The following is an 8,135-nucleotide window of genomic DNA, read 5'->3' as shown; positions in this document are numbered from 1 at the left end:
GCCTGATGTCACGCTGCAGGGCTACACCGAGTGCCTGGCTCTCTTCGATGGCGAGTCTACACCTCGCATGGTGCGCATCGAGGATGCTAAAGTGGACACCAAGAACACCACCTTGATACGTGACATTATAAGTCCTATTGCTATAGAAACCCGCATCGGCAGCAAGTGCCGACTGCTCCAGTTCACCGTTCATCGTGGCTTTCTGGCCAAGACGTTCTATGTCACTGACCGCACGCCGAACCTCACGCTGCTCGTGCGCAATGAATTCAACTGCGATGAATACATACATCTCACTTGCGTCACAAAGAGCAAGCTCGACCTCGACCGTTCCACTGCCACCTCGCTCGGTGTCACCACCTTCTATGATGACAAGTCCGCCTACGAGTATGACGTTGAATCCTCGATGCTTACCTTCGAGGAAGCCAAGCACTTCTCCCAGCTCCTCCTTTCTCGCTATGTCAACATCGTTGAGATAGGTGGTGCCCTGGCACCCATCACCATCACTGATATAAACAGTGAAATCTCCGATGCCGACAACGCCACGAACAGCATCAAGTTCAAGTACAAGTACAGCAGCCATCATTTCCCAATCACCATTGACTATGGCAACAACATCTTCGATGATCCTTTCTACCGCACCTTCGATTAATCCACATCACTATGCAATCCATCCACATCACCACCCTCCGCAAAATACTCTCCAGTCCCGAACCCATCGACATCCGTCTATGGACTCGCAGCGGTGAAATCCAGTCCTGGCACCGCTGCATCTCCCTCAAATATGATTTCTATAAAGGCACAAGACGAATGAAGCTGCTGGACTCTAACGAAATCCGGCAGCTTCGCGATGTGTGTATATTTGAGGTGAATGGGATTGAGGTGTATATGTAGTGTGTCACAAGAAGTATCTTTTTTTTGTAACAAGATCAACATTTGTGTTTGCATGGCTGATATTGTATATTTGTGGTTTTATAGAATATGTATCGGGCATTTTTTAGTTAAACATTGCTACTTTTCTAAGCCTTTTCTTTGTTTTGTCACAAAAAGTTGCTAATTTTGTGACAAAATTAAGGTTAGACATGGAAAGTATAGCTCATAAAATTGAAAACAGGATAAAGGGATTTGGTAGGGGAAAGATTTTCTTTGCCGATGACTTCCTTGATTTGGGCTCTTCTGATGCTATCCGACAGACTTTGCTTAGGCTTACAAAAAGCGGGGTAATTATTCGTGTGGCACAGGGCATTTACTGTTATCCCGAAATTGACGAAACTTTAGGATTGGGGGTGATTTATCCTACTGACATCCAAATTGCTGAAGCCTTGGCTGAACGCTCTCATTCCAAAATTGTCCCCACTGGCGACTATGCGCTGAATGTTCTTGGACTTTCTACGCAGGTTCCGTTGAATAGTGTTTTCCTCACAAATGGAAAGTCGCGCAGAATATCAGTGTCAGGGAATAGATCTATCACATTTAAGAATACGGCTCCACGCAACTTGGCTTTTACGAACCGACTTGCCATGTTGGTTAATTCTGCTCTAAAGTCGATAAAGAACGTCAATGTTACTACTAAACAGACGGATCATATTTACTACTTATTGAGACAGGAGAAGAAAGAAGATGTGCTTGTCGACTTGAAACTGATGCCTGTATGGATTAGAAAAATTGTACAAAACGCTTATGAATAAATTCTTTGAACTTTCGTTTGACGACCAACGACGTGTGCTTCAACAAGCATCTGCACGATGTGGGTTGCCTCCACAGGCTATAGAGAAGGACTTGTGGGTTTCTAATATTCTGCAAATCGTTTTCGACTTGCCTTTTGCTGATAAACTCATCTTCAAAGGTGGCACATCTTTGAGCAAGGTCTGGCATCTTATTGAGCGTTTCTCTGAAGACATTGATTTGGCTGTCGACCGCTCTTTGTTTGGGTTCGAGGGCGACTTGACGAAGAAGCAGATAAAGAAACTGCGCAAGGCTTCTTCTCTATTTGTCAAAGACACGTTTTGCCCGGCATTGCAGGAGGCTGTCGAGAAATATGGTTTGCAGGACTTTTGCAAAATCGAGTCTGAGCCAGACGGTGAGGGCGATAGCACATATCCAGAACCGAGAAAGATTTTCGTGAGGTATAAGAGTGCTTGGGCTGAGCCGTCTGAATACCTTTCGCCAATAGTGATGTTGGAGATTGGAGCAAGGTCTTTGCTGGAGCCAAACGAGCAAACACATATCAACAGTATGGTCGAGGGCGTGTTTCCTACCATACAGACAACAATTGTCGATAGCAAGGTGGCAACGGCTCTTGCAAGCAAGACTTTCCTTGAAAAGGTATTCCTCTTGCACGAGTTGTTTTCCGTAGAGGGACGTGGTGTCATTGCCGACCGCAAGTCAAGACATCTTTATGACCTCTCTCGTATGATGGACAAAGACTTTGCTTTGGCTGCCATAAAGGATGATGAACTGTGGGAGTCCATTCGTCATCATCGCGAGATATTCACAAGCATTAGTGGTATGGACTACACCCCAGACATTCGTCGTCGCATCGTTCTCGTTCCTCGTGAGGATATACGCAGCGCATGGGAGGCTGACTATAAAAGTATGTGCTCTTCCATGATTTTCGGAGAGAAACCTTCTTTCATTGAACTCATTGAGAATATGAAAGTGCTTGAAGATAGATTCCACAGGTTTTGAAATGTGACAAGAAATGAAAAAATGCAATAATTCATGCAATATATTCAAAATCTACCGTTTATTTTAAGTAGTACAATTAAACGTAAAATGAAAAAGACTTTAAACCTTTTATTCCTGCTACTTGCAGTTTTCGCTATTTCAAGTTGCAGCAGCGATGATGACGAGAAAAAAGATTCCGTCAAGGAGATAACAATATATGTTTCTTCTGAAACGGGTGAAAGTTACGGATTTAACTCTACCCCAGAGGAATGTATGCTTGTAAAGTTTGATAATCCAAATGGTAAATGGGAACATCTTGGTCTATATCGTATCGAGGGTTTCACTTATGTAAAAGGGCATGAGTATGAATTGCGGGTAAAGATGACTACACTTGCCAATCCGCCCGCTGACGGCTATAGCCACAAATATTTGCTCGTCAAAATTGTTCAAGACAAACTCGTCAAAGAGACGGAACCTCCAACCGACAATAGTGTAAAGTCAGAAAGCGACATTGAGTATCAGGAGCTGTGCCCGTACAACAAATACGAGACAGAAGACAACTATATCGTAGATGGCGAAGGAAATATCTATAAAGGCAATGGGTGGCCAAAGCCTTCTTATGAACATAGCAGGATATACATAGAAAATGTTCTGGATAAAGGCGATGACAACTGGGTCAAATTCAATAGCATCCCATATCAGGCGTATCGTTCATACGTCATTTCTCCGCTGACAGACGATATAAGAATGGTGTATAATGAGGATGACGGCCCGTTGTTTAAGGATGTAATACCGGAAAGCGAATTTGAGTATATTACAAAAAAGATGAACTCAGGCGAGAAACTGCAGTATTTTCTCATCTTGGCCAATGTATACAAAAAAGGACTCCAGAAATTGAAATTTACAATTACGAAACAATGAAACGCTGTTTGTACGAATAATGTGCCATAACAAATAAGTGATTATGAAAAAGCGTTTCCTCTTACCAATCGCTTTTCTGATGGTTACGACATTATCTGCCCAGCCATTGGCTCCAAGAAGTTTGCTGATGTCTGCCAAAAGGATGCACTTATAACTGCCGCAAGGAGTGTCGCCAATACCTTTGGTCCTGCATACGTTCCGTTTTTCAAAGGTGCTGAAATATCTGAAATGCGGATTTTCCAAAAGGACGACTATGGTGACAATCATCGCAAAATAAGAAAACAGTTTGGAAAAGCGTATTATGAAGTGGTTTTTACTTATGACAGCACGGCTGTCAGATTTGCATTTGACTATGCTGCCAAGGTCAGGATATGGAAAGATACTGGCGAACCATTGGATGTGATTTTTGGCAATGGCATGGGAAGAAACTTTCTCTTTAAAAGTTTCAGAAAACAAACAAGACAAAACAAAAAGAGAAAGAAAGCAACGGCACATTCGATAGAGCAAGTCCCTTTGCAAACAGAGAAGACACCTGAAAACATTTGGAAGATAAAAATCGAATGAAACTGTTGGATTAAGACAGATATCTACAGTTTTCAATGCGAATCCCTACTTACTGCCAAGCCATCTTTTCACATTCATTATGGCTCTGTTCTGTTCGCCTCCGGTGTGGTCTTTCACAATCTTTCTGCTATCTTCTTGCACAGCTTCATAAAGAACCAACAGATGAAAATTTGATGGCTCAATAAGTTGTTCCATGATAAGTGGTATTATCTGTTTCCCCATGGATTTCAAATAGTGGAACTCGGGTAACTTTGAATACGAATATGTATTTGAGCTCAAGAGCATTTCACGATTATGGGTTATTGCGTAATTCCATTTGTAAAGCAAAAAGGAGAAACATGTTTTTATGCTATCAGGGGCTTGTGCAGCCAGTTCCTTGACTTTGTGCTTTTCCTCCGTTGTCAATGTTGGCGTGTCAAATTTAGTAGATGTAGCCATCTCGTTCATACTATGATCTAACAAGTTCGGACTCGTTATCAAAAACCATTGATTGCTTTCCCAATATTGATACTCTCCTTGTTTTTGTTCTTCGCCCTCAAAAGTTACCTTGGCTTCTCCATCAAAGAATGGAGTGGCATAAGAAAAAACAGGTGGTATTACGATAACGCCACAAGTGTCGGCAAACCCCACTTTGCCATTTTTCCCAATAATTCTAAACAAGCCATCACTAACGCAGTCTGGACCATTGTCTATCTTATATACCTCAAACAACTCCTTTCCATGGTTGTCTATACCGATGATTTTACCTTTTCTATTACCTACAAAACCGATGGACGTTATAGTGTCTGTAAACGCTATTGTGTATTTCTTGCTCTTCACTATTGTTTTCCCATCAGAGTTTTTGTAACAGATGTGTTTCTCATTATCGCATTTATAAATAGATTGTGCGTCTACTCTCTGAAAGTGTATCAGAAATAGAAGAATGAGGGTTGTAAAAAGAGCGATTGAGAGAATAGGTGATATTATCTTTTTCATCTTGTCTAAAATTATTAGTTAATCATATATTAAACCCAGATGGTTTAATGGAATAACGTTATTTTAGAACTTTTCGTATAAACCACGATTGATTTTCACGCATTAAAGATTAGCCTTTTAATATAAAAGCATATAATTCCTAAGGAATTAAGAATTAGCCTTGTCTTTTCCCCACCTCCCTTTCGCTCATATCTTTGCTCTAAAAAAGCAAGATATGAGCGATTTTTCTTTTATTCCACCTACATCCGTTGTCACCATCCCAGGTGCCAACGCCTCCGCTGCCTTCACCTCCAAGACATCCGATGTCTTCAAGGAAGAGCATAACATCGCACCAATCATCATCAACGACAAGATGAAGTACATCCCGTGGGGAGGTGACAATCAGATGCCGTACAACATTATCGACCTCATCGAGTCTGACGAGACAATGAGCACTTGCCAGATGTTCAACGCTGAAGTCTGCTATGGCAGCGGACTTGTCTATGACACAGAGCTTGCCACCGCACAAGTGCAAGCGCAAGTGGATGACTTCATGCTGGACAACGACCTCGCAAGTTACTTCCTCGGCGTGTGCCAGGACTTCAAGCACTTCGGCTTTTGCGTCAGCGTGATCATCCTCAATGAAGATGCCAGTCGCATTGTCCGCATCGTGCGCAAACAGGCGTGCTACGTCCGCATTGCTCCTGCCGACAAGTCAGGCGTGATACCTTACATCCTCTATGCCAACTGGCGTAATACGGTCAGTCCGGAGGACATCGAGCGCATTGAACTTCTCAATCCGCAGTCGCCATTCTCTGATCTGCAGAACAGAGGGAAGAAAATCAAGAAGTTCGCTGTTGTCAGCCGTATTCCTACGCCCGACAATACGTATTACCCAATACCATACTACGCAGCTCTATTCAAAGGAAAGTGGTTCAACATCAAGCAGCTCATCGGCATTGCTAAGGAAGCGAAGCTCCGAAACTCGGCTCCCATAAAGTACCACATCGAGATTGCCAACTCGTTTTGGAACAACATCTTCAAGGTCGAGGGCATAACTGACCGTGTCAAGCAGCAGGAGCGTGTCAACGAGGAGAAGGACAACATCATCAACTTCCTCACCGGGATGGAGAACAGCGGAAAGGTGCTCTTCTCTACGTTCTATGTTTCACCCAATGGCGAGGAGCAGCATGATGTGGTCATAAACAAAATCGAGACGGATAAGGAGGGTGGCGACTGGGCTACGGACATTGTAGAAGCCATAAATATGATGTGCTTTACCATGCGCGTCCACTCAAACCTCGTAGGCTCGGTTCCAGGCAAGTCGCAGACCAACAACTCAGGCAGCGACAAGCGAGAGCTTTACACCATCGCCCAGGCTTTACAGAAGCCTTACCACGACCTTCTCTTTTCCGTTCACCGACTGATTATCCGTTTCAACAAGTGGACAGCGGTCAAGCCGGACTGCCCATTCATCCAGCTCACCACGCTCGATGAGAATAAGGACGCAAAGCAAGTTTCAATCAATAAATCCAAAGACAATGGCAATGCTGATAAATGACAACGATACTCTAAAGAAGTACGTCCCCAACACCCTCAAAGCGGTTGCTGGTGAACTATCTCTTTTTGACAAGATACAGTATCACCTATTACAGGCGGAGCAATGGCTTACCGACACTTTCGTTTCGTCCGACACAATGAGTCGCATCCGCACATACTCTGACAGCACACCGCTCCTGCACTACTGCCGTATCATCACGGCTGCAGAGGCGATGCGCCACGCCGTGCCACAGCTCGACCTCATCCTTACGCCTAACGGCTTCGGCATTGTCAGCAACCAAAATATTGCACCAGCAAGCAAGGATCGTATCGAAAGACTACTTCTGTCTCTCGAAAAACAGCGCGACGATGCGCTTGCTGTTATCCTCACCATGCTTCCGGATGCTCACCATTGGACAGTTTCGGAGCAGTTCAATTACTTCGCTGCCACGATGTTTCCTACACTCGACATTGTTCACCAGCTGGGCTTCGCTGACCATATCTGGCTGCGATACCAGGACACTCGTGCCAAGTTACTCGCCATTGAGCACCGCCTCGAAACGGAGTTTTTCAGTCCGGAACTCATGGACATGCTTCGCACGGCCAACGCTCTCAACAGATGGGATATGACTCTCGACACCGCTCAATACAAACGGATGTATCAGCGCATCTCTGCCATCGAGTTCTCTATCCTCCGTATCGGTGAATACCCGATACCAAGCATAATCGACATTGTGAACAGCATACGTTTAGCCAAGGGTAACGTGTTCGCAGAATGGAAAAACTCCGACACCGCCAAACTCTTTGAAGACCATGGATATAAAAATAAAAAAGGAGCAAGTGGGTATTTCTTCTGAAAAAGTTGCATTTTCCAGGCAACATTTAAAGAGGTTGTGCGTTTTATAATAAAAACCATTAAATATATAACAAATGAAAGAGAGACTATTTGCAACCATGTTGCTTTTTACTTGCATCTTGTCTTTAGCTTCATGCAGCAAAGACGATGGTGATTGGGATGCCATGAAATGGGAAAAGAACAATTATGAAGAAGCACTGACACCAAGTTTTGGCAAGGCTATTGGCGTGCCAAAGTCTGGCGGTACATATACTTTCAAATGCAAGAATTACAAGAATTTTTGGATTGAATACGTTAATGAGTCGGTGGGTGATAAAACTAAAACCATTATAAACGTTCCTGCGTATGATGACAAACTTTATTCCGAAGTTAAAGGCGACTTTACATCTTCAAAGGTGGAAGGAAATACGCTCACTGTTACATTTGCTCCCAACGAAACACAGAATGGACGTTATGTTCGTGTAAACGTTTCTGCAGGTGATATTTTTGATAAAATCATGTTTGTGCAGAAACCAGAATAAACAATTTGTCTTTTCCCCCATACAAATGCTTCCGTACTTTCGCAGTATGGAAGCATTTTCACACTTTGATTTTTCATTATATAACGAGATTGAATCTTCTAAAAAAAACGACCTTA

At 43.3% G+C, this 8,135-nt stretch carries 10 protein-coding genes; 9 read left to right on the top strand and 1 reads right to left on the bottom strand.

What is annotated here, in order from left to right; translation table 11 throughout:
* The 6 genes from CHL74_RS15935 to CHL74_RS14455 form a co-directional block, all read left to right on the top strand.
* Nucleotides 1–649: hypothetical protein (locus CHL74_RS15935; protein ID WP_176452279.1), on the top strand; the 649-nt coding region annotated here is incomplete at its 5' end.
* A gap of 11 nt (nucleotides 650–660) precedes the next feature.
* Nucleotides 661–891: a hypothetical protein gene (locus tag CHL74_RS14475; protein ID WP_007901484.1), complete on the top strand. Its 231-nt coding sequence runs from the start codon at nucleotides 661–663 to the stop codon at nucleotides 889–891.
* A 188-nt stretch (nucleotides 892–1,079) separates the two neighbouring features.
* On the top strand, nucleotides 1,080–1,685 hold the full coding sequence (locus CHL74_RS14470) for a DUF6088 family protein (RefSeq protein ID WP_094881892.1): 606 nt from the start codon (nucleotides 1,080–1,082) through the stop codon (nucleotides 1,683–1,685).
* Nucleotides 1,678–2,685 carry a nucleotidyl transferase AbiEii/AbiGii toxin family protein gene (locus CHL74_RS14465; RefSeq protein WP_094881889.1) on the top strand — a complete coding sequence of 336 codons (1,008 nt, stop codon included), beginning with the start codon at nucleotides 1,678–1,680 and terminating at the stop codon, nucleotides 2,683–2,685. The genes CHL74_RS14470 and CHL74_RS14465 overlap by 8 nt, the downstream gene beginning before the upstream one ends.
* 87 nt (nucleotides 2,686–2,772) lie before the next feature.
* On the top strand, nucleotides 2,773–3,585 hold the full coding sequence (locus tag CHL74_RS14460; protein WP_254923340.1) for a DUF4377 domain-containing protein: 813 nt from the start codon (nucleotides 2,773–2,775) through the stop codon (nucleotides 3,583–3,585).
* A gap of 228 nt (nucleotides 3,586–3,813) precedes the next feature.
* Nucleotides 3,814–4,149: a hypothetical protein gene (locus tag CHL74_RS14455; protein ID WP_094881887.1), complete on the top strand. Its 336-nt coding sequence runs from the start codon at nucleotides 3,814–3,816 to the stop codon at nucleotides 4,147–4,149.
* Nucleotides 4,150–4,194: 45 nt separating this feature from the next.
* Here the strand turns inward: CHL74_RS14455 and CHL74_RS14450 are convergent, their stop codons facing one another.
* A complete protein-coding gene (locus CHL74_RS14450; protein WP_094881886.1) occupies nucleotides 4,195–5,124 on the bottom strand; it encodes a WG repeat-containing protein in 930 nt (309 codons plus the stop codon).
* 214 nt (nucleotides 5,125–5,338) lie between these two features.
* On the opposite strand from CHL74_RS14450, the gene CHL74_RS14445 reads away from it, so the two are divergent.
* From CHL74_RS14445 to CHL74_RS14435, 3 genes are all read left to right on the top strand, one after another.
* Nucleotides 5,339–6,664 (top strand): hypothetical protein, encoded by a 1,326-nt coding sequence (locus CHL74_RS14445; protein WP_254923339.1) that lies wholly within the window; start codon nucleotides 5,339–5,341, stop codon nucleotides 6,662–6,664.
* Entirely contained in the window at nucleotides 6,645–7,499 is an 855-nt protein-coding gene (locus CHL74_RS14440) for a DUF6712 family protein (protein WP_094881885.1), read from the top strand. The genes CHL74_RS14445 and CHL74_RS14440 overlap by 20 nt, the downstream gene beginning before the upstream one ends.
* A 73-nt stretch (nucleotides 7,500–7,572) precedes the next feature.
* Entirely contained in the window at nucleotides 7,573–8,019 is a 447-nt protein-coding gene (locus CHL74_RS14435; protein WP_254923338.1) for a hypothetical protein, read from the top strand.
* Nucleotides 8,020–8,135: the final 116 nt, after the last annotated feature.

It is taken from the genome of Prevotella sp. 885 (genome assembly GCF_002265625.1).
In the GTDB taxonomy this organism is placed as follows: Bacteria; Bacteroidota; Bacteroidia; order Bacteroidales; family Bacteroidaceae; genus Prevotella.
This window is presented reverse-complemented; position numbering and strand designations above follow the sequence as displayed.

Coding starts and splice junctions, on each gene's coding strand:
- CHL74_RS14470 (WP_094881892.1), top strand. CDS start 1,080: ATGGAAAGTATAGCTCATAAAATTGAAAACAGGATAAAGGGATTTGGT.
- CHL74_RS14450 (WP_094881886.1), bottom strand. CDS start 5,124: ATGAAAAAGATAATATCACCTATTCTCTCAATCGCTCTTTTTACAACC.
- CHL74_RS14455 (WP_094881887.1), top strand. CDS start 3,814: ATGCGGATTTTCCAAAAGGACGACTATGGTGACAATCATCGCAAAATA.
- CHL74_RS14435 (WP_254923338.1), top strand. CDS start 7,573: ATGAAAGAGAGACTATTTGCAACCATGTTGCTTTTTACTTGCATCTTG.
- CHL74_RS14440 (WP_094881885.1), top strand. CDS start 6,645: ATGGCAATGCTGATAAATGACAACGATACTCTAAAGAAGTACGTCCCC.
- CHL74_RS14460 (WP_254923340.1), top strand. CDS start 2,773: ATGAAAAAGACTTTAAACCTTTTATTCCTGCTACTTGCAGTTTTCGCT.
- CHL74_RS14475 (WP_007901484.1), top strand. CDS start 661: ATGCAATCCATCCACATCACCACCCTCCGCAAAATACTCTCCAGTCCC.
- CHL74_RS14465 (WP_094881889.1), top strand. CDS start 1,678: ATGAATAAATTCTTTGAACTTTCGTTTGACGACCAACGACGTGTGCTT.
- CHL74_RS14445 (WP_254923339.1), top strand. CDS start 5,339: ATGAGCGATTTTTCTTTTATTCCACCTACATCCGTTGTCACCATCCCA.